Source organism: Brachybacterium sp. 107 (genome assembly GCF_052379725.1).
Taxonomy (GTDB): Bacteria; Actinomycetota; Actinomycetes; order Actinomycetales; family Dermabacteraceae; genus Brachybacterium.
Genome location: NZ_JBQSYW010000009.1, coordinates 40,184 through 58,772 on the forward strand (window position 1 = coordinate 40,184; position 18,589 = coordinate 58,772).

Sequence of the window (18,589 nt, forward strand, 5' to 3'; positions counted from 1 at the left end):
TCAGGCGGTCAGGCGGTCAGGCGGTCAGGCGGTCAGGCGGTCAGGCGGTCAGGCGGCGGAGCGTTCCCGGTGCGCCGCCACCGCCGCCTCGGCATCGGCATCGGCCATGACCAGCATGCCGTTGATGTGTCCCCCGGCGAGCGACCCGGCCGCGGCCGACGGCCCCACCTGGGCGCTGGGATCGGTGACGTTGCCGGCCACCCAGACCCCGGGCACCTCGGTGGCTCCGGCGAAGCCGCTGGAGATCTTCTCGCCCATCCCGCCGGGCACCTCCTCGACGGCAAGACCCAGCGCGTCCAGGCCCTCCAGCCGCGGGTGCATCACGGTCGCGGCGACGAGCACGGTGCGCGGCACGACCTCCCCGCCGACCAGCCGCACCCCCGCGACGGAGCCGTTCTCGGAGGCGACGATCTCCTCGATCCCGGTCTCGATGACGGAGATGCCCCGGGCGGCGCAGCGCTCCCGGGAGTCCTCGTCGAGCTCGAACCCGTGGACGAAGACGGTGATGTCCTCGCTCAGCTGACGGAACATGAGCGCCTGGTGGAGGGATGCCGGGCGGGTCGCGACGATGCCGATGGCTTCGCCGCGCACCTCATAACCGTGGCAGAAGGGGCAGTGGACGAGCCCGTGCCCCCAGTGCCGGGCGAGGCCCGGGATCTCGGGCAGCTCATCACGCAGCCCGGTCGCGACCAGCAGGCGGCGGGCCGTGAGCCGGCGACCGTCCGCGAGATCGACGGTGAAGCGCAGGTCCCCGTCGGCCGACGGCTCCGCGGCCCGCGCGGAGATGACCTCGCCGGGCACGATGATGCCGCCGTACCGGCGCACCTCCCCGCGCCCGCGCTCGAGGTACTCGGTAGGCGGGGTGCCCTCGTTGCCGAGCAGGCCGTGGATGCCCTCGGCCGGGGCATTGCGAGGGTCTCCGCTGTCGATCACCACCACCGAGCGGAGGGAGCGGACCAGCATGAGCGCGCCGTTGAGACCGGCGGCGCCACCGCCGATCACGACGACATCCACGAGGTCGTCGAGGGCGTCGAGGGCGTCGAGGGCGTCGGGCACGGACGAGTCGGACAGGGAAACGGGAGCGGCGGTAAGTGGTGACGTCATGCTCCCGACGCTAGACAGCGTTGCCGCACATGCATAGTCTTTTGCGCATGACGCAAGGAATCAGAGATGTCGACAGCCTCGTGCGCCAACGCCTGCGTGCCCTGCGTCTCGCCCAGGGCCTGTCGCTCGGGGACCTCGCAGAGCGCGCACACCTCAGCCCCTCGACCCTCTCGCGGATCGAGAACGGCCAGCGACGCCTCGCCCTGGACCAGCTGGTGCTCCTCGCACGCGGCCTCGACACGAGCTTGGACGAGCTGGTCGAGGTCCAGGAGGACGAGGTCGTCTCGAACGCGATGATGGACCGCGGCCTGGACTCCCTGCACTGGTCGGTGCGTCGCTCCCCCGGCACCACCATCCTGCGCCGCCGCGTGACCGGGCCGCCGCCCGCCACGGATCGGGCGCGAGCCCACCCTGGCCAGGAGTGGCTCGTGGTGCTCTCCGGAACGCTCACCCTGCTGCTGGGCGATCGGCGCTATCGGATCGAGGCGAACCAGAGCGCCGAGTTCGACACGATGCTCCCCCACGCCTTCGGCGCCGAGGGCGGGCCCGTCGACGTGCTGATGATGGTGGACCGCGCCGCCCGGCGCGAGCACCGCGAGGGCGACGACGACGCGGGCTGACAGCGGGCACAGAGGCCCCACTCGCCGTCGCTCTTGACACGCGCGAAGTTCGCAGTGCAGGATCCTCGTCATACGAATAACGTCCAGCGGATCACACTGGCGCCGCTGCGCGGACGCAGCCGAACTGGCCGACACGGCCGACACGGCCGACGCAACCGACGCACGACGAACCGACGCACGACGAACCGCACCGAGTTCACATCCGCATCCGACCCCGAGGAGGGGCCATGGCACAGCGCCCCACCATGCATGACGTCGCCGCCGCCGCCGGCGTATCGCAGGCCGTCGTGTCCCTCGTGCTCAGCGGATCGTCCGCCGGTCGGGCCTCCGAGACCACGGCCCAGCGCGTCCGAGATGCCGCCGCGAAACTCGGATACCGCACGAACCTGCAGGCCAAGAGCCTGAAAACGGGCGTCACGGAGATCATCGGGCTGGTTGGCGACGAGGTCGCCACGTCACCGTTCTCCGGCATGATGATCAAGGGCGCGCAGGACCGCGCCTGGCAGGATCAGCACACGCTGATGACCGTCGATACCGGCGGTGACGACGATCTCGAGCGCGCGGCGATCGAGACGATGCTGTCCCATCGGGTCCGCGGAATCATCTACACCGCGATGTACCACCGTGAAGTGACGGTCCCGGCCGCCGCCCTCGACACCCACGTCGTCTGCCTGAACGCTCGCGATCTCGACGGTCGAGCTCCCAGCGTCATCCCCGACGAGGTCACGGGAGGCTACGAGGCCACCCGCAGCCTTCTCGACGCCGGCCACACCCGCATCGCCATGGTCAACATCCACGACACGCTGCCTGCAGCCCGAGGTCGACGTGAGGGATACGAGCGGGCACTGCTCGAGGTGGGCATCGAGGTGGACCCGGAACTGGTCTACCAGGGTGAGGGCATCCAGCGCTCCGGCTTCGAGGCCGTCCGCCACCTGATGGCCCTGCCGGCGCCGCCCACCGCAATCTTCTGCGGCAACGACCGCAGCGCCCTCGGCGCCTATCAGGCACTGGCCGAGCTGAGCCTCCACGTCCCCGGCGACGTCTCCGTCGTCGGCTTCGACGACCAGGATCTGCTGCGCGACTTCTTCCATCCGGCGCTGACCACCGTCCGCCTCCCCTTCGCCGAGATGGGCGACAAGGCCGCCGCCCTGGCGCTCGACCCCTCTGCGCCGGCGGACGTCCACCTGGTCCACTGCCCGGTCATCCACCGCAAGTCCGTTGCCCCGCCGAAAGGACGATGATGTCGCACTCGCTCACCGCCACCGATGTCGGAACCACGTCGCCGACCGATTCCGACCCCGGCGCTCCACCTCAGGGAGCATCGCCCGGGCCTCCGCCCCCGCGCGCCAGAAAGCACCTCCCGACCCGCATTTTTCAGGCTTGGCAGTTATACGTATTACTCGCCCCGGCGCTCATCTACCTCGTCGTCTTCAAGTACTGGCCGATGTACGGGGCCCAGATCGCGTTCCGCGACTACAACCCGGTCGACGGGTTCTTCTGGAGCCCTTGGGTGGGGTTGGACCACTTCGTCGCCTTCGTGACCTCGTTCCAGTTCGAACGGCTGGTCGCCAACACGCTGACGATCAACACCGTCGGCCTGCTGGTGGCGTTCCCGGTCCCGATCATCCTCGCCCTCATCGTGAACCAGCTGCCCAGCGAGCGGTTCAAGCGGATGACGCAGACGATCCTCTACGCGCCGTCCTTCATCTCCGTCGTGGTCATCGTGGGCATGATCCACCTGCTGTTCTCGCCCAGCTCCGGCATGGTGAACCACGCGATCTCCCTGCTGGGCGGCGAACCGATCTTCTTCATGGGGACGCCTGAGTGGTTCCGGCCCCTCTACATCGGCTCGGACATCTGGCAGAACGCCGGCTTCTCGATGATCATCTACCTCGCGGCGCTGACGGCCATCGATCCGTCGCTGCACGAGGCGGCCCGGATGGACGGCGCGAATCGTTTCCAGCGGATCCGGCACATCGACATCCCCGGGATCCTTCCCGTCATCACGATCCTGTTCATCCTCGCCGTGGGGAACATCTTCAACCTCGGGTTCGAGAAGGTCTATCTGATGCAGACAGACCTCAACCTCCCCACCTCCGAGGTCATCAACACCTACGTGTACAAGACCGGTCTGCAGAACGCCCAGTTCAGCTACTCGGCAGCCATCGGGCTCTTCAACTCCGTCCTCAACCTCCTGCTTCTCCTGACCTTCAACTGGGTCGCGAAGAAGGCCAATCAATCGAGCCTGTGGTGATGAACATGTCGAGCACCCTGTCCCCCGCGAAGAACTCCATTAAGACCTCCCTGCGCCGGGAGCCTCTCCACCGCCGCATGGCCGATCCCCTGTTCGGCGTCGTCACCTACGGTCTGATCGCCGTGGCGATCGTGCTGATCGTCTACCCGCTCTACTTCATCGTGATCGCGTCGATCTCCGACCCGAGTCTCGTCCAGCAGGGCAAGGTCGTCCTCTTCCCCCGGGGGATCACGTTCGACGGCTACCTGACCATCTTCGGGACCTCGACCATCGTGCGCGGGTTCGCGAACTCCGTGCTGTACACGGTGGTGGGCACCGCGCTCAGCGTGACCATGATCCTCACCGGCGCCTACGCCCTGAGCAGGAAGGACATGCCCGGACGCAACCTCTTCATGATCCTGTTCGTCATCACGATGTTCTTCGACGGCGGCATGATCGCCCGCTACCTCGTGGTGAAGGAGCTCGGCATGCTCAACACCATGTGGGCGGTCGTACTGCCCGGCGCAGTCGGGGTCTGGAACCTGATCATCGCCCGCACGTTCCTCCAGCAGAACCTCTCCCCAGAGCTGCGAGAGGCCGCCCAGCTCGACGGTGCCTCCGACTTCCGTTTCTTCTTCGGCATCGCGATCCCGCTGTCCAAGCCGCTCATCGTGCTGATGGTGATGATCCATCTCGTCGCGAACTGGAATGCGTTCTTCGACGCGATGATCTACCTCAACGACGAATCGAAGTATCCGCTGCAGCTCATCCTGCGAAATGTGCTCATCCAGTCCCAGGCCTCGGCCTCCGGGATGGACATGGCCTCCATGGACAGCACGGCCGCCGCCCAGAAGATGGGCGAGCTGCTCAAGTACTCGATGATCGTCGTCTCCACGATCCCGCTCCTGATCGCCTTCCCCTTCCTGCAGCGCCACTTCATCAAGGGCGCCACGCTCGGCGCTCTGAAGAGCTGACCCCGCATCCCCTCCCTGCATCACCCCCTCACTGCATCACCGTTACGAAGGAGTACCGCTATGCTTTCTCGCCGTCATTTCACCCTGTCCGCCACCGCTCTCGGCGTCACGATGCTCGGGGTCTCGGGCTGCTCCCGACCCTCGGAGCGCACCACCGAGGATCTCTCCTCCGACGTCGGCATGACTGACTCCGGCGTGCCGATCGTGACCGAGGAGCTGACCCTCGCCTTCGGCGGCGCGAAGTCCGCGCTCGCCCCGGACTTCGAGACGATGGAGCTGGTCAAGACCTGGAAAGACGATTCCGGCATCGAGATCACCTGGAACAACGAGCCCGACGAGGTCTGGGGGGAGAAGAAGAACCTGCTGCTGGCCAGCGGTGAGCTTCCCGACGCCCTGTTCAACACCGGGCTCTCCGATGCCGAGGTCGCCAAGTACGGGGCCAACGGCACCCTGATCGCCCTGGAGGACCTGATCGAGGAGAACGCCCCCACCCTGGCGGGGATCCTCGCGGAGCGACCGGACATCAAGGCCGCCATCACGGCATCCGACGGGCACATCTACACCCTGCCCTCCGTCGAGGAGATGGGCCTGGTCGAGTTCCCTCGCATGCTGTTCCTCAACACGGACTGGCTCGAGGAGTTCGACCTGGAGATGCCCACGACGGTAGAGGAGTACCACCAGGTTCTGCTGGCCTTCAAGGAGAATGTGCCCGGTGGCGTCCTTCCCCTGTCCTTCCTCGAGGTCAGCGACATCGCGGACCTGATCGCGGCGATCGGCGGGCAGCCCGACAACCCCGATCACCGCATCGTCCAGGACGGCAAGGTCATCTACACCGCGAACACCGAGGGCTTCCGCGACGCGATCGCCGAGCTCCACACCTGGTACGAGGAAGGACTCATCGACCAGGAGTCGTTCTCCCAGGACTACGTCAAGTTCGTCTCCAAGGGCAAGGCGGATCCGCAGACCCTGGGATCGTTCTACTTCTGGGAGATCCCGGAGGTGGTCGGCCCCGAGCGCGCGGACCAGTACGCGATCGTGCCGATCTTCCCCGGCCCCGACGGCGTCCAGCGGGCCAGCGTCGCCAACAACCAGGAGATCAACCGCGGCGCCTTCGCGATCAGCCGCACCAACGAGTACGCCGCCGCCACCCTGCGCTGGGCGGACATGCTCTTCGACCCGGTCATGAGCGCCCAGGCCAACTGGGGCCCGATCGGCATCTCGCAGGAGATCAACGACGACGGACTGCTCGAGCAGATCCCCGTGGGCGAGGGCGAGACCGAGCAGGAGCGTCGGGTGAAGGTCGCCCCCGGCGGCCCGAAGATCATCACCGCGAAGGACTTCGAGACGGTCGTGCTCGCGGAGCCCCGGGCCGCCGAGCGCCAGGCCCAGATCGCCGAGCACTATGAGCCCCATCGCGCCAACGAGAAGTACCCACCGGTCATGCTCTCGGTGGACGAGTTGAACCGGATCAGCACCATCGAGACGGACATCAACACCCTGGTCACCGAGAAGATCGCCACCTGGATCGTGAAGGGAGGCATCGAGGACCAGTGGGAAGGCTACGTCGCCCAGCTGGAGAGCATCGGCCTTCCCGAGGTCGTCGAGGTCTACCAGACTGCCTACGACCGTTTCACCTCGAACACCTGACCTCGAACACCCGATCACCCAGACGGCTCACCACCACGCTCCGCTCTGGACGCGGTGTCCCCAGCCGGCCCCACGACAATCGACTGAGAGACCATGACCATCACCTCCCCGTCCCGCCAGCGCACCGATCAGCATCGCCCGCAGTTCCATCTGACCCCCGAGGCCACCTGGATGAACGATCCCAACGGGCTCATCCACCACGACGGCGTCTGGCATGCGTTCTTCCAGAACAACCCCTTCGGCAGCACCTGGGGGAACATGTCCTGGGGCCACGCGGTCTCCGATGACCTCGCGACCTGGACCCACCTGCCGGTCGCACTCCTCTGCTCCGAGACGGAGATGATCTTCTCCGGGAGCATCGTCCATGACGCCGCGAACACCTCCGGCCTGGGGGCGCCGGGCGAGGACGGTCCGCTCGTGGCCTTCTACACGAGCGCGTACACGCCGGAGCATGCGACGGCTCCCGGCATCCAGGCGCAGTCGATCGCCTTCTCCCTCGACGGCGGCACGACCTGGGACTTCTACGCCGAGAACCCAGTGCTCACACGAGATTCGGAGAACTTCCGGGACCCGAAGGTGTTCTTCCATCCCGAGAGCGGCCGCTGGGTGATGGTCACGGTCGAGGCCCTGGACCACGCCGTTCATCTCCACACATCCACCGACCTGCTGTCCTGGGAGCCTGCCTCGACCGTCACGCACCCGGGGCTCGACGGCGGCATCTGGGAGTGTCCGGATCTCCTGCGGGTGCAGGTCCCGGGAACTGACCGGGCCCCCGGGCGGGAGGCATGGGTCCTGGTGATCAGCACCAACCCCGGTGGACCGGCCGGTGGATCCGGCACCTACGCGCTGATCGGCGACTTCGACGGGACCCGCTTCACGAGCGACGCGTCGCCGGTCCCCCTGGACCTGGGGCAGGACTGCTACGCGACGGTGTCCTTCTCGGGCGTGGACGGCGATCCGGTGCTGCTGGGCTGGATGAACAACTGGGCCTATGCGGAGCAGACTCCGACCGCGCCGTGGCGCTCGGCGATGACGCTGCCGCGGACCCTCCACGTGGAGCCGGCCGCGGACGGGACGCTCCACGTGGTCCAGCACGCGATCGTCCCGGGGGGTCTGCGATCCGTGGATCTCGACGCCGCGGTCGACGGGGAGCCCGTCCAGCTGGACGCGGACGAGCCCTTCCTTCTGCGAGGAACCCTCTCCCCGCAGGGGGCACGACGGATCGTGCTCCGGTTTGGTGCCGGACCGGCGCAGCGCGAGCTCGTGCTGGGCCTGGACCCGGAGGGGCACGTGGTCCTGGACCGCAGCCGCGCGCACCTCGAGCCCTTCGCTCCCGACCATTCCCGGTCACTGCCCTACAGCCCCCTGGCAGGAGCCGAGGGCGTCGCCTTCGACCTGGTCGTGGACCGCTCCTGCGTGGACCTCGAGCTCGATGGCGGCCGCGCCATGGTCTCCCAGCAGATCTTCCCCGCTGCCGATACCGTCGCCGTGCTGGTCGAGCGCTCGGCATGAGCGACCTGACCGTGCTGGTCGTCGGCGAAGCGCTCACCGACGTGGTGATCGGGGCCGACGGCGCCGAGGAGGCGCGTCCGGGCGGCAGTCCGGCCAACATCGCCGTGGGGCTCGCGCGGCTCGGGGTGGCGACCGATCTGCTGTGCCGGATCGGGCCGGACGCCTACGGGGACGAGCTGCGCAGCCATCTCGAGCAGGCGGGCGTCGGCCTGGTACCAGCCATCTCGGCCGGGCCCGATCGCACCTCCACCGCCGTGGCCCGGATCGGCCCCGACGGTGCGGCGATCTACTCCTTCGACATCGACTGGGACCCGGGCCCGATCAGCGTCGGTGAGGTGCGGGCGCTTCATACGGGGTCCCTGGCGATGGTCCTGGAGCCCGGCGCGTCCGAGGTCTCGGCTGCACTCTCCGCGGCGACCGCCTCCACCCTCGTCTCCCTCGACCCCAACATCCGGCCGTCCCTCGGCCTCCCTCGGGACGAGGCTCTGGCACGGTTCGAGGTCGCCATCGGCCGCGCCCACCTGGTCAAGATGAGCGACGAGGACCTCGAGTGGCTGTACCCGGGCGCGTCACCGGGCGAGGTCGCGGCAAGGATGCACGGGGCCGGGGTGCGACTGTTCGTAGTCACCCTCGGTGCGTGCGGATGCTTCCTCAGCACCGCCGAGTGGTCTGGCCGGATGCCGGCCGAGCCGACATCGATGGTCGACACGATCGGTGCAGGCGACGCCTTCATGTCCGGGCTGCTGTACGCCGTGCTCTCGAAGGACGGCGACGAGTCCGTGCGCACCGGTGACCTGCGCCGGCGGACGGTCGAGGGCTGGGCCCGCATCGCGCTCCGCAGCGCCGCGCTCACCGTAGGGCGTCACGGCGCCCAGCCCCCGCACCTCGCCGAGCTGCGGACGCGAACCTGAACGCCGACGCGAACGCAGATGCAGACGCAGGCGCAGACGCAGACGCAGACGCAGACGCAGACGCAGAACGCTTCCTGATGATCGCCCCGTCCGCCCGCGGCCGGGGCGCATACTGAGAGCGACGCCGCCGCTTCGACGACGCCGCACCTCGGGTGGGCGGGTCCGATCCCGCTCCAGGAAGGATCGTCTGATGAGCGAGCAGCCAGTCATCCCCCCGCAGGCCCCGACCGTCGCGCCATCCGGTCCCCCGCCAACACCGCAGGCACCGTCGGTTCCCCCGCGGATGCCGCAGGCATCGTCGGGTCCGCACCCCGGACCGGCCCCGTCGCTGACCGCGGCTCCATCGTCAGGCACCGCGGGCACCGCCCGCTACCCCTGGTACCTGCGCTTCGCGTGGATCCTCGCGCTGGTGGCCGGGATCGTCGCGTATGTGGCGACGTTCGTGATCATGCTGCTGACCCGGAACCCCACGATGCTGCCCACCGTGCTGCTGGTCGGCGCCGCGACCATCCCCCTCACGGTCCTGCTGTTCGCGCAGTCCAGCCGGGTGGGCCCGCTCGTGCCCACCCGCACCGTCCTGGTGACGGTCGCGCTGGGCGGGCTGTTCGGGATCTGCGCCGCCGGCCTGGAGGAGACCATCGCCGGCCTGCTCCTGGGCAAGGCCTCGATCCTGCTGGTCGGCGTGATCGAGGAGACCGCGAAGCTCGTGGTCCCGTTGATCGTGCTGGGCCTGGCCCATCGCAGCACCCGGGGCGGGGGCGTCGTGATCGGCATCGCGGCCGGCACCGGGTTCGCGGTCCTGGAGACCATGGGCTACGGGTTCAACGCCCTGCTGTCCCGGAGCGGCGGACTCGGCGCGCTCGACTCGACCCTGATCCTCCGCGGCATCCTCGTGCCGGCCGGGCACGTGGCCTGGACCGGCGCGATCTGCGCGGCCCTGTGGTTCCTGGTGGAGACCTCCCACAAGCTGCGCGGCGTGCTCGCCCTGGCCGTCGCCTACGTCGGCGCGATCGTGATGCACACCGCCTGGGATGCGACCACCAGCGGGATCCTCCACTTCCTGATCGGTGTGATCAGCGTCGGCGCCCTGCTGACGCTCACGATCCTCGCCCATCGCGCCTTCGTGCGGCGGGCCCTTCCGCCCGCCGGGAAGGTGGCCGCCGGAACCCGTTCGACTGGCGGGGAATACACCATCCCCTCCCCTCGTTGAAAATTCACGTCAACGGCTCTCGGCACGAGCGTCGGTCGACCGGCACCGCACCCCACCAGGCCGCGTCCGCCAGCAGGCGAGGAGAACACCATGAAGAAGAACATCCACCCCGAGTACCGCCCCGTCGTCTTCCGTGACGCGAGCGCCCACCACTCGTTCCTCACCAACTCCACCCGTACGTCGTCCACCACGGTGACCTGGGAGGACGGCAAGGAGTACCCGGTGATCGACATCGAGATCTCCTCCGCCTCGCACCCCTTCCACACCGGCCGCGCCGCCGTGCGCGACGCCGCGGGCCGGATCGAGCAGTTCCGTCGCCGCTACGGCCGCACCGGGGTCCTGACCGCCTGACCGCGTCCGGTCAGACGGTCGCGTCCCGGGCCCCCAACCACGGCGCAAGGTGATCCTCGGCGCCGAGCCACGGGGCAAGACCGTCGGACCACTCGTCCGCCGTGAGCAGGCTGCGCCCGAAGGCCCCGCGCACCCGCTCCCGATCGGCCGGGTCGACGCCGGTGACCACCAGGCGCGTCGTGGGCAGCTCGAGACCCGCCTTCCACACGGCGCCGACGGAGACCTGACCGCCGGCGCCGTCCCATTGGCAGATGCTGTCGGGCCGGTCAGGGACCCAGAACCGACCCCGGCTGCGCAGCTTCCCGGATCCCAGGTCCTCGATGTTCTCGAGCAGGCGCTGCGGATGGAACGGTCGCCGGGAGGTGAGGTCGAGCGTCCAGGTGCCGTGCGCGGTCAGGCCGCCGTAGGGCTCGACGTATCGCATGTCGCGTCGGCGCAGGCCGACGAGATGATCGAGGTGCCCTCCGAGAACCTGGTCGAGCCCGACCTCGTGCGGCCCGGCTGCGAGGATCTGATCCGGGGCACGCAGATGCTCCAGCAGCTCAGCGCCCTCCGAGCGAGGATCTCCGTCCACGACGAGCAGGTCGGAGTATTCGATCTGCGCGGCGAGCGCCTCGCCGACGCTTCGCTGGTCCCCGTCGGCCCATTGCACGCCGCGCTCGGCGAGCGTGGCGTCCCCGAGCAGATCATCCAGTGCGGAGTCGGAGGAGAGCACCGCAGCGGCACCTGCGAGATGCCAGCGGTCCTGATGGGGCTGCAGAGTTCCCACCACGACCGTGGGATCGGCGCTGAGGGGAGGTGCGAGCAGCACACCGGCGCACCGGGGATCCCCCGCGAGACGGGCCAGGGTCGGCACGGCGTCCTCGCGCATGGCGCAGGAGACGCACGGGTGCTCGAGGTGGATGACCTCGTCCTCGATCACACCGTCGGCCCGCAGGACCAGGCGGCGCAGTGCGGCAGAGGCCGCATCCACCTCGTAGCGGAGCTCGACCACGCCCTGGCCGTCGAGCAGCAGGCTCGCGACCAGCGCATCCCGGAGCACCGGATCGATGGCCGTGACCACGGCGACAGGCAGGGAATGCCCATCACCCCGCGGTCGTTGAAACTGATCGAACCCGTGGACGTCGGTCATGCCGACACCACCTTCCTTACTTGACGATAACGATTCTCATTAATAGTATCGCTGAGCATGTCCCAGCACTGTCAAGTCACCGGAGCCGCACCGAGCTTCGGGAAGTCCATCTCCCACTCGCATCGACGCACCTCGCGCCGGTTCGACCCCAACATCCAGCGCAAGCGGTTCTACGTCCCGTCCCTGGGCCGCACCGTGAGGCTCCGAGTCTCCGTACGCGGCCTGCGCACCATCGATCGCCGCGGGATCGAGGCCGTCGTGGCCGAGATCCGTTCCCGCGGCGAGAAGATCTGAAAGGAGCCATACCCATGGCCAGGAAGAACGACGTGCGCGGCACCGTGAAGCTGCGCTCCACCGCCGGCACCGGCTACACGTACATGACCAGCAAGAACCGCCGGAACACCCCGGATCGGCTCTCTGCCCGCAAGTTCGATCCGCGCGCTCGCGCCGTCGTCGAGTTCCGCGAGGAGCGCTGATGGCGAAGACCTCGAAGATCGCCGCTGACCAGCGCCGACGGGGGACCGTCGCCCGGCACGCCGAGCACCGCGCCGCCCTCAAGGCCGCGATCAAGGACCCGTCGACGACCCTCGCCGAGAAGGTCCAGGCCCAACGTGCCCTGCAGCGTCTACCACGGGACGCCAGCCCCACCCGCCTGCGCAACCGCGACGCGATCGACGGCAGGCCCCGCGGCTACCTGCGGACCTTCGGGCTCTCGAGAGTCCACTTCCGGGCCGCAGCCCACCGCGGTGAGCTGCCCGGCATCACGAAATCCAGCTGGTGACCACGACGCGCCGCGGTGAGGAACCGGGCCCGTCCGGTCGCCTGCCAGCCACAACAACAACCCCAACCACAACGTTCCGGTGAGAGATCACCCGGAGAGGACTCGACCATGAAGACAGCTATCCATCCCGAGTACCGCAGCGTCGTCTTCCGCGACGCGAGCGCCGACTTCTCGTTCCTGACCCGCTCCACCCGTACCTCCGACAAGAGGGTGACCTGGGAGGACGGCAGGGAGTACCCCGTGATCGACGTCGAGGTCTCCTCGGCTTCCCACCCCTTCTACACCGGCAAGGCGACCGTGCTCGACACCGCAGGCCGGGTCGAGAAGTTCCGTCGTCGCTACGGGAAGTCCGCCCCTCAGCCGGCCGCCGCTGACGATGCCGGTGCCGGTGCCGGTGCCGGTGCCGGTGCCGGTGCCGCAGAGACTGCGGGTGCCTGATGAAGGTTCGCTCCTCGCTGCGGTCCCTGATCCGCAAGCCCGGCGCCCAGGTGGTGCGTCGCCGCGGCCGGATCTACGTGATCAACACGAAGGACCCCCGGTTCAAGGGTCGGCAGAAGGGCTGATCCGACGGGCAGGTCCCGATGCCCGGCACCCTTGATCGAGCCGTACGTTCTGTGCAGACAGGCCTCACTCTCCGTACAGAACGCACGGCTCGTTCTGTCGTCAGGACGGGTCGGTGGCTCTCTGTCGTCAGGACGGGATGAGGTTCTCGCCTGAGCGACGGCGGGCTGATCTTGTGCTCCCCTTCCTGCCCTTGACCCCGCGCACTACCGTAGAAGCACGCCCATACCGGACGTGCCGAGGAAAGGCGCCTCCCATGACGACACCACCAGCGACGACGGAGTCGGCCACGTCGCAGTCATCGACTGCAGCGACGGAGAAGGGTCTGCCGCTGCTGGAGACAGACGTGCTCGTCGTCGGCGCCGGGCCCACCGGACTGATGGCCGCCCTGGTCCTATCCCGGCGCGGGGTGCCTGCCCTCGTGATCGACGCCAAGGCCGGACCCACGCGGGAGTCGCGAGCGATCGTGGTCCAGGCGCGCAGCATGGAGATCTACGACCAGCTGGGTCTCGCGCAGGAGGTGATCGACGGGGCCGTGGCCGCGGAGGGCATGCAGATCCGTGCGGAGAGCGCGTCGGGCGGTCTGCTGTCGAGCGCGAGCGGCGTCGACATCGAGCGCATGCAGCAGGGTCAGACTCCGTTCCCCGGAGTCCAGGTCTTCGAGCAGTCCCGGAACGAGGAGCTGCTGGCCCGGGTCCTCGCCGACGAGGGCCGTCCGGTCCTGTGGCGGCATGCGCTGGAGTCGCTGGACGCACCCTCCGGAAGCCCGGTCGAAGCACTGGTCAGCAGCCCGGACGGGCCGCTGCGGATCCGGGCGCGCTGGTGCATCGGCGCCGATGGGGCGAGCTCGACCGTGCGCCACGAGCTGGGCCTGCCCTTCGACGGTGTCACCGATGACGCGACGTTCTGCGTGGCAGATCTCCACGGCGTCACCGGGCTGCCCGACAAGTCCCTGGCCGCCCGCTTCGGGGACGAGAAGTTCGCGGTCCTGTTCCCGCTCGGGCCCGGCGGCCATGTGCGGCTGATCTGGCTGCACGGCGATGAGCATCCCGAGCAGGAATCTGCCCTCGCGGAGGCCCGCGCCGACCTCGACATCGACTACGACAGGGTCGACTGGTTCTCCACCTACCGCGTGCACCACCGCATCGCCCCGCGCTTCCGGCAGGGTGCCGCCTTCCTCGCCGGCGATGCCGGGCACGTGCATTCACCCCTCGGCGGCCAGGGCATGAACACCGGCCTGCAGGATGCCCACCACCTCGCGCACCTGCTGGCCGACGTCACCTCCGGGCGGTGCACCGAGGCGGCTCTGGACCGCTACGACAGCGAGCGTCGACCCGTCGCGACGACCCTGATCACCGCCACCGACCGCGCCTTCGGGCTCGTCGCCCGACCCGGCCGCGGCACGGCCTTCCTGCGCCGACGGGCCCGGGATGTGATGGCCGAGCTCGCGCCGCGGCTGCTCAGCACGCGTCTCGGCCCCTACGTCGGCGGCCTGCTCGGCCAGTACCGGATCCGCTACCACCCGGTGCCCGCGGAGGCGCCGGTGCCGCAGTGGGCCACCGATCCCGCCGTCGGCCTGCGCCTTCCCCCGACCGCGGAGAACGCCGAGGCCCTGCGCGCGATGAGCTGGCAGCTCCACACCTATGGGGCCGACGCCGGCCGGCCGATCGACGTCCCGACCTGGGTCGATGGACCGCTGCACTTCTCCCCGGACCCCCAGGCCCGGCTCCGCACGGATCGGCTGTATCTCGTGCGGCCCGACGGCTACGTGGCCGCGTCGCTCCCGGTGCACGCCGGCTCCTCCGCCGTCCATGAGGTGCGAGCGGCCCTCGCGGCCTACGACGTCATCGCATGACCGGTGGGCCCGGCGTCGAACGGCGGGCTCGACCTCGGTGCGCCGGGACGAGAGCGCACGACCCCACACATAGGGTGCCGGGATGGACCTCCACGACATCGCCGCCCGGATCGAGAAGCTCTCCACCCAGTACGCGGAGGTCTACGGCATCGAGCGCTCCGGCGAATGGGCGCTGCTCAAGCTCACCGAGGAGGTCGGGGAGCTCGCGCAGGCGCACCTGACCGCGACCGGGCAGAGCCGCGACCGCGGGCTGGCGGCCGATGCTCAGCGGAAGGTGCTGGCCGACGAGGTGGGCGACGTGCTCGGCATGTGCCTGGTCTATGCGCAGCAGATGGGCATCGACCCGGTCGAGGCAGTCACCGAGAAATGGTTCCAGTACGAGCGCGCGGTGCCGGCGCGGGATTCGGCGGGCACGGGGCCGACGGGGACGGCCGCGGCCACAGGCGTCGGATCAGCCGCGACCACGGGTGCCGGACCGGCCGCGGCCACCGGCGTCGGACCGGCCGCGACCACGGGCGCCGGATCATGAGCCTCGCGGTCTCGATCAAAGCCGTCCTGCTGGACGCCGACGGCCGCGTGCTGCTGGGACGGAACCCGCGTCAGGAATGGGAGCTGCTGGGCGGCCGGCCCGACCCCGAGGACGCCTCGCCCCAGGACACGCTGCGGCGCGAGCTCCTCGAGGAGGCCGGCCTCGCGGTCGACGTCGGCCCGATCCTGGACTCGTGGATCTACGACCTCGGCGAGCTGGGACGGGTCTGCATCGTCACCTACCGCGCGACCCTCCCCGACAGCTCGTCGCTGCAGGTCAGCGAGGAGCACTCCGATCTGCGCTGGTTCACGGCCGACGAGGTGCTCACCGCCCCGATGCCGCAGGGCTACAAGGACTCCGTACGCAGGGCGCGTTGACGGGACGGCGGGCTCCCTGACGGGACGGCGGGCGCACTGACGGGCCGGCGTCAGGCCTTCAGCCCGTAGTGGTCGGCGACCGTCCGGGACAGATCCTTGGCCTCCTCGGCGGTCGGCGCCTCGGCGAACACCCGGATGACCGGCTCGGTGCCGGAGAAGCGGATGGTCAGCCAGGAGTCGTCGGCGAAGTACACCTTGCAGCCGTCCTCCCAGGAGGTCCGGTCGATCTCCCGCTCGAAGCCGGGCAGATCGTGCTCCTCGAAGATCCGTCGCTGCAGCTCGTCGCGGCGCGCGGGCGTGTAGCCGTAGGAGGACTCCTCCATCACCAGCTCGCCGTAGCGCGCCACGAGGTCCGCATAGATCGCCGAGAGCGTCTTCCCGGAACGGGCCACCATCTCCACCAGCAGGCTGCCGGCGTAGATGCCGTCCTTCCCGGGGATGTGGCCGCGCACGGTGAGCCCGCCGGAGGACTCGCCGCCGATGACGGCGTCCGTCTCCGCCATCTTCGAGCTGATCCATTTGAAGCCCACGGGGACCTCGTGGCAGACCTCGCCATGAGCGGCGGCGACCCGATCCAGCAGGTGCGTGGTCGAGAGGTTGCGGACCACGGGCCCGCTCCACCCCTTGCCGGTGAGCAGGTACTCGTACAGCAGCACGAGCACCTGGTTGGGGCTGAGGTAGTTCCCGAGGTCGTCGATGATGCCGAGCCGGTCCGCGTCGCCGTCGGTGGCGATGCCGAGGTCTGCACCCTGATCCAGGACCGCCTGGCGCAGCGGCGAGAGCGAGCCCTCCGCGGGGGACGGCATGCGGCCGCCGAACAGCGGATCGTGGCGGGCGTTGATGACGGAGACCTCGCAGCGGGCGCTGACGAGGATCGTCTGCAGGCTGGTCTGGGCCACGCCGAACATGGGGTCCAGCACCACCGAGAGGTGGGCGTGGCGGATGGCGTCCAGATCCAGCTGCTCGATGATCGCGTCGAGATACCAGTTGATCGAGCTCTGCTGGGTGACCAGCGGGCTGTCCGCCACCTCGTGCGGGGCCAGGGAGCGCACCGCAGCAGGGTCCAGGGTCCTGACGTGCGCGGTGATCTCGTCGGTGACCTCGAGCTCGGCATCGCGACCACCCTCGGTGAACACCTTGATGCCGTTGTACAGAGCGGGGTTGTGGGAGGCCGTGACCGTGATCCCGTAGGCGCTGCCCTTCTGCTTCACGGTCCACATGCACATCGGGGTGGGGACCGGGCGGGTGATCACGGTGACCGGCACGTCATTGCCGGCGAGCACCTCGATCGCCCACCAGGCGGCGACATCGGAGAGGAAGCGACGGTCGTAGCTGAGCACGACTCCGCGCTCGACCACTCCCTCGTCATGCATCCTGTCGGCGAGCCCCTGCGCGAGCAGGCGGACGTTCTCCCGGGTGAACTCGTCGCCGATGATGGCGCGCCAGCCGCCGGTGCCGAACTCGATCATGGGAAATCCTCCTGGGGTAGCGGTGTTCTCCGGGGTCGTCGCGATGCGCTCAGACCGCGACTGTCCGGGTGTTCTGGGGAGCCTGCTGGCCGCCGTCGAAGTACTCGACGACGTCGGCGAGGACGGGCGGGATGTCGTAGGGGACGCCGCCGTTCCGGATCGACTCGGCCCCGTAGACGCCGGTCGCCACGGCCTCCCGGGCCGCGATGACGGAGACGTCGGTGATCCCGCCCTCGCGGGCGAAGCGCAGGAACTCTGCGACCAGGCTCGGGTCGGCGCCACCGTGGCCGCCGTCGGCCCGCGCGATGACCTCGACCGCGTCGGGGCGGCCGGGCCCGGAGCGGCGGGACTCCCAGATGTGGATCTGGTCGCCGCTGCCGTCTCCCATGTTCTCGATCCGTCCGGCGTCGCCGATGACGGTGTAGTTGCGCCAGTAGTCGGGGGTGAAGTGGCACTGCTCGTAGGAGGCGAGCACCCCGTTGTCGAGCGTCATGTTCAGCATCGAGATGTCCTCGACGTCCACGACGGGGTTGAGCTCCTTCTGCTCCGTGGGCGGCCAGTTGTCCTCGTCGTACCAGTCCCACATGCGACGGTCGGAGTTGTCGCGGCGATCGGTGACGTCTCCGTAGACGGCGAGGTCGCCGATGCCGGAGACGCGGCGCGTGTAGCCGCCGGCCAGCCAGTGGATCACGTCGATGTCGTGGGCGCCCTTCTGCAGCAGCAGAGAGGTCGCCTTGGAGCGGTCCGCGTGCCAGTCCTTGAAGTAGAAGTCGCCGCCCGTGCCCACGAAGTGGCGGCACCAGATCGCCCGCACCCGGCCGATGCGCCCAGAGTCGACGATGGCCTTCATCTGCCGGATCACCGGCATGTGGCGCATGTTGTGGCCGACGAACAGGCGCGTGCGCTTCTCCATCGCGAGGGCGAGCATCGCGTCGGTGTCCTCGACCCGGATCGCCATGGGCTTCTCCGAGAAGGTGGGGATGCCGGCGGCGAGCGTCTTCAGCGCGACCTCGGCGTGGGCGAAGTCGGGGGTCAGGATCATGACCGCGTCGACCTCGTGCTCCGCGAGCAGCTGGTCGACGTCGTCGACGGTCGCGACGTCGTCCCCGAACAGCTCGCGGGCCGAGTCCTTGCTGCGAGGCGTCGGGTCGGCCACGACCGTGACGCGGGATCCCTCCCCCGGCTGGTGGGCGTGGCGGGCGAGGCCGCCTCGGGCGCCGAAGCCGACGACTCCGATCTTGAGGTCAGACATGAAGGGAACCACTTTCGATGAGGTGCATGACGCGCTTCGTCCCATCCTCCCCCGAGCAGGGTCGGCGCGGG

General features: G+C 69.2%; 20 protein-coding genes and 1 pseudogene. 17 read left to right on the forward strand and 4 right to left on the reverse strand.

Annotated elements, in window-relative coordinates:
• Positions 1–48: 48 nt before the first annotated feature.
• Positions 49–1,104, reverse strand: coding sequence for an NAD(P)/FAD-dependent oxidoreductase (locus tag ACT3UL_RS11375; protein ID WP_444578330.1), 1,056 nt, complete (start codon positions 1,102–1,104; stop codon positions 49–51).
• 47 nt (positions 1,105–1,151) lie between these two features.
• Between ACT3UL_RS11375 and ACT3UL_RS11380 the strand changes: the two genes are divergently transcribed.
• From ACT3UL_RS11380 to ACT3UL_RS11420, 9 genes are all read left to right on the forward strand, one after another.
• Complete coding sequence (locus ACT3UL_RS11380) at positions 1,152–1,724, forward strand: helix-turn-helix domain-containing protein (RefSeq protein ID WP_193116634.1); 573 nt, start codon at positions 1,152–1,154, stop codon at positions 1,722–1,724.
• 227 nt (positions 1,725–1,951) lie between these two features.
• Complete coding sequence (locus tag ACT3UL_RS11385; RefSeq protein ID WP_443426637.1) at positions 1,952–2,965, forward strand: LacI family DNA-binding transcriptional regulator; 1,014 nt, start codon at positions 1,952–1,954, stop codon at positions 2,963–2,965.
• Complete coding sequence (locus ACT3UL_RS11390; protein WP_443343052.1) at positions 2,962–3,978, forward strand: ABC transporter permease; 1,017 nt, start codon at positions 2,962–2,964, stop codon at positions 3,976–3,978. The genes ACT3UL_RS11385 and ACT3UL_RS11390 overlap by 4 nt, the downstream gene beginning before the upstream one ends.
• Positions 3,978–4,931: a carbohydrate ABC transporter permease gene (locus ACT3UL_RS11395; protein WP_444578331.1), complete on the forward strand. Its 954-nt coding sequence runs from the start codon at positions 3,978–3,980 to the stop codon at positions 4,929–4,931. Before ACT3UL_RS11390 ends, ACT3UL_RS11395 begins: the two co-directional genes overlap by 1 nt.
• A 60-nt stretch (positions 4,932–4,991) precedes the next feature.
• Complete coding sequence (locus ACT3UL_RS11400) at positions 4,992–6,578, forward strand: extracellular solute-binding protein (protein ID WP_193116632.1); 1,587 nt, start codon at positions 4,992–4,994, stop codon at positions 6,576–6,578.
• A gap of 93 nt (positions 6,579–6,671) precedes the next feature.
• Positions 6,672–8,090: a GH32 C-terminal domain-containing protein gene (locus ACT3UL_RS11405; protein ID WP_444578332.1), complete on the forward strand. Its 1,419-nt coding sequence runs from the start codon at positions 6,672–6,674 to the stop codon at positions 8,088–8,090.
• On the forward strand, positions 8,087–9,001 hold the full coding sequence (locus tag ACT3UL_RS11410; protein ID WP_444578333.1) for a carbohydrate kinase family protein: 915 nt from the start codon (positions 8,087–8,089) through the stop codon (positions 8,999–9,001). The genes ACT3UL_RS11405 and ACT3UL_RS11410 overlap by 4 nt, the downstream gene beginning before the upstream one ends.
• 190 nt (positions 9,002–9,191) lie before the next feature.
• Positions 9,192–10,211 carry a PrsW family glutamic-type intramembrane protease gene (locus ACT3UL_RS11415; protein ID WP_444578334.1) on the forward strand — a complete coding sequence of 340 codons (1,020 nt, stop codon included), beginning with the start codon at positions 9,192–9,194 and terminating at the stop codon, positions 10,209–10,211.
• A 90-nt stretch (positions 10,212–10,301) separates the two neighbouring features.
• A complete protein-coding gene (locus ACT3UL_RS11420) occupies positions 10,302–10,562 on the forward strand; it encodes a type B 50S ribosomal protein L31 (protein ID WP_193116628.1) in 261 nt (86 codons plus the stop codon).
• Between the two features lie 10 nt (positions 10,563–10,572).
• Here ACT3UL_RS11420 and ACT3UL_RS11425 read toward each other — a convergent pair whose 3' ends face one another.
• Positions 10,573–11,694, reverse strand: coding sequence for a CobW family GTP-binding protein (locus tag ACT3UL_RS11425; RefSeq protein WP_444578335.1), 1,122 nt, complete (start codon positions 11,692–11,694; stop codon positions 10,573–10,575).
• Positions 11,695–11,751: 57 nt separating this feature from the next.
• Between ACT3UL_RS11425 and rpmB the strand changes: the two genes are divergently transcribed.
• From rpmB to ACT3UL_RS11465, 8 genes and pseudogenes are all read left to right on the forward strand, one after another.
• A complete protein-coding gene (gene rpmB, locus ACT3UL_RS11430; RefSeq protein ID WP_193116626.1) occupies positions 11,752–11,988 on the forward strand; it encodes a 50S ribosomal protein L28 in 237 nt (78 codons plus the stop codon).
• Positions 11,989–12,002: 14 nt separating this feature from the next.
• Positions 12,003–12,170, forward strand: a complete 168-nt coding sequence (gene rpmG / locus ACT3UL_RS11435; protein WP_193116625.1) for a 50S ribosomal protein L33 — start codon at positions 12,003–12,005, stop codon at positions 12,168–12,170.
• The gene (rpsN, locus tag ACT3UL_RS11440) at positions 12,170–12,475 is read left to right on the forward strand and encodes a 30S ribosomal protein S14 (protein ID WP_193116624.1); all 306 of its coding nucleotides are present in this window, start codon (positions 12,170–12,172) and stop codon (positions 12,473–12,475) included. Before rpmG ends, rpsN begins: the two co-directional genes overlap by 1 nt.
• Positions 12,476–12,583: 108 nt before the next feature.
• A pseudogene (locus tag ACT3UL_RS11445) lies at positions 12,584–12,817 on the forward strand (type B 50S ribosomal protein L31); the annotation flags it as partial.
• 95 nt (positions 12,818–12,912) lie between these two features.
• Positions 12,913–13,038 carry a 50S ribosomal protein L36 gene (rpmJ, locus tag ACT3UL_RS11450; protein ID WP_193116622.1) on the forward strand — a complete coding sequence of 42 codons (126 nt, stop codon included), beginning with the start codon at positions 12,913–12,915 and terminating at the stop codon, positions 13,036–13,038.
• 254 nt (positions 13,039–13,292) lie between these two features.
• On the forward strand, positions 13,293–14,891 hold the full coding sequence (locus ACT3UL_RS11455) for an FAD-dependent monooxygenase (protein ID WP_441463119.1): 1,599 nt from the start codon (positions 13,293–13,295) through the stop codon (positions 14,889–14,891).
• 82 nt (positions 14,892–14,973) lie between these two features.
• Positions 14,974–15,420 (forward strand): MazG nucleotide pyrophosphohydrolase domain-containing protein, encoded by a 447-nt coding sequence (locus ACT3UL_RS11460; RefSeq protein WP_193116620.1) that lies wholly within the window; start codon positions 14,974–14,976, stop codon positions 15,418–15,420.
• Positions 15,417–15,797, forward strand: coding sequence for an NUDIX domain-containing protein (locus ACT3UL_RS11465; protein WP_193116619.1), 381 nt, complete (start codon positions 15,417–15,419; stop codon positions 15,795–15,797). The genes ACT3UL_RS11460 and ACT3UL_RS11465 overlap by 4 nt, the downstream gene beginning before the upstream one ends.
• 50 nt (positions 15,798–15,847) lie before the next feature.
• On the opposite strand, the gene ACT3UL_RS11470 is transcribed toward ACT3UL_RS11465, so the two are convergent.
• Positions 15,848–17,266, reverse strand: a complete 1,419-nt coding sequence (locus ACT3UL_RS11470) for a phosphoglucomutase/phosphomannomutase family protein (RefSeq protein ID WP_193116618.1) — start codon at positions 17,264–17,266, stop codon at positions 15,848–15,850.
• A gap of 49 nt (positions 17,267–17,315) precedes the next feature.
• A complete protein-coding gene (locus tag ACT3UL_RS11475) occupies positions 17,316–18,518 on the reverse strand; it encodes a Gfo/Idh/MocA family protein (protein WP_444578336.1) in 1,203 nt (400 codons plus the stop codon).
• Between the last annotated feature and the right edge of the window lie 71 nt (positions 18,519–18,589).

Coding starts and splice junctions, on each gene's coding strand:
- ACT3UL_RS11375 (WP_444578330.1), bottom strand. CDS start 1,104: ATGACGTCACCACTTACCGCCGCTCCCGTTTCCCTGTCCGACTCGTCC.
- ACT3UL_RS11380 (WP_193116634.1), top strand. CDS start 1,152: ATGACGCAAGGAATCAGAGATGTCGACAGCCTCGTGCGCCAACGCCTG.
- ACT3UL_RS11385 (WP_443426637.1), top strand. CDS start 1,952: ATGGCACAGCGCCCCACCATGCATGACGTCGCCGCCGCCGCCGGCGTA.
- ACT3UL_RS11390 (WP_443343052.1), top strand. CDS start 2,962: ATGATGTCGCACTCGCTCACCGCCACCGATGTCGGAACCACGTCGCCG.
- ACT3UL_RS11395 (WP_444578331.1), top strand. CDS start 3,978: ATGAACATGTCGAGCACCCTGTCCCCCGCGAAGAACTCCATTAAGACC.
- ACT3UL_RS11400 (WP_193116632.1), top strand. CDS start 4,992: ATGCTTTCTCGCCGTCATTTCACCCTGTCCGCCACCGCTCTCGGCGTC.
- ACT3UL_RS11405 (WP_444578332.1), top strand. CDS start 6,672: ATGACCATCACCTCCCCGTCCCGCCAGCGCACCGATCAGCATCGCCCG.
- ACT3UL_RS11410 (WP_444578333.1), top strand. CDS start 8,087: ATGAGCGACCTGACCGTGCTGGTCGTCGGCGAAGCGCTCACCGACGTG.
- ACT3UL_RS11415 (WP_444578334.1), top strand. CDS start 9,192: ATGAGCGAGCAGCCAGTCATCCCCCCGCAGGCCCCGACCGTCGCGCCA.
- ACT3UL_RS11420 (WP_193116628.1), top strand. CDS start 10,302: ATGAAGAAGAACATCCACCCCGAGTACCGCCCCGTCGTCTTCCGTGAC.
- ACT3UL_RS11425 (WP_444578335.1), bottom strand. CDS start 11,694: ATGACCGACGTCCACGGGTTCGATCAGTTTCAACGACCGCGGGGTGAT.
- rpmB (WP_193116626.1), top strand. CDS start 11,752: ATGTCCCAGCACTGTCAAGTCACCGGAGCCGCACCGAGCTTCGGGAAG.
- rpmG (WP_193116625.1), top strand. CDS start 12,003: ATGGCCAGGAAGAACGACGTGCGCGGCACCGTGAAGCTGCGCTCCACC.
- rpsN (WP_193116624.1), top strand. CDS start 12,170: ATGGCGAAGACCTCGAAGATCGCCGCTGACCAGCGCCGACGGGGGACC.
- rpmJ (WP_193116622.1), top strand. CDS start 12,913: ATGAAGGTTCGCTCCTCGCTGCGGTCCCTGATCCGCAAGCCCGGCGCC.
- ACT3UL_RS11455 (WP_441463119.1), top strand. CDS start 13,293: ATGACGACACCACCAGCGACGACGGAGTCGGCCACGTCGCAGTCATCG.
- ACT3UL_RS11460 (WP_193116620.1), top strand. CDS start 14,974: ATGGACCTCCACGACATCGCCGCCCGGATCGAGAAGCTCTCCACCCAG.
- ACT3UL_RS11465 (WP_193116619.1), top strand. CDS start 15,417: ATGAGCCTCGCGGTCTCGATCAAAGCCGTCCTGCTGGACGCCGACGGC.
- ACT3UL_RS11470 (WP_193116618.1), bottom strand. CDS start 17,266: ATGATCGAGTTCGGCACCGGCGGCTGGCGCGCCATCATCGGCGACGAG.
- ACT3UL_RS11475 (WP_444578336.1), bottom strand. CDS start 18,518: ATGTCTGACCTCAAGATCGGAGTCGTCGGCTTCGGCGCCCGAGGCGGC.